This is a genomic window from Arthrobacter bussei, from assembly GCF_009377195.2.
Lineage (GTDB): Bacteria > Actinomycetota > Actinomycetes > Actinomycetales > Micrococcaceae > Arthrobacter_D > Arthrobacter_D bussei.
The window spans coordinates 1-395 of the sequence record NZ_VJXX01000018.1; the positions used below are offsets into that span (position 1 = coordinate 1).

General features: G+C 65.8%; 1 protein-coding gene. It reads left to right on the top strand.

The genetic code is table 11. The features are described 5' to 3' along the window. A partial coding sequence (locus tag FNH21_RS16720) for a hypothetical protein (protein WP_191932096.1) occupies window positions 1-395 on the top strand: 395 nt, incomplete at both ends.

Consider the following 395-nt stretch of genomic DNA (forward strand, 5'->3'; position numbering starts at 1 on the left):
GGATCCGGCGACTGTCGTCGCGGGTGGCAGCACGGTGGTCTCGGGTGAGGGCTTTGCCAACGGTGAGACCGTCACGGTCTCGATCCCTGGTGCTGTTGAGGGCGATGATCCGATCACGGTCGAGGTCATCGCCGGTGATGACGGATCGTTCGAAGCGACCCTGCCAGTCCCGGCCGACTACCCCGCTGGTCCGGTCGACGTGACTGGTGTCGGTGATGTCTCCGACACCCCTGTGGTGGAGGGACTCGTCGTTGAGGCGCCGGCGGTTGTTTATGATCCGTCGATCACCCTGGATCCGGCGACTGTCGTTGCTGGGGGCAGCACGGTGGTCGCGGGTGAGGGCTTCGCCAACGGTGAGACCGTCACGGTCTCGATCCCTGGCGCTGTTGAGGGCG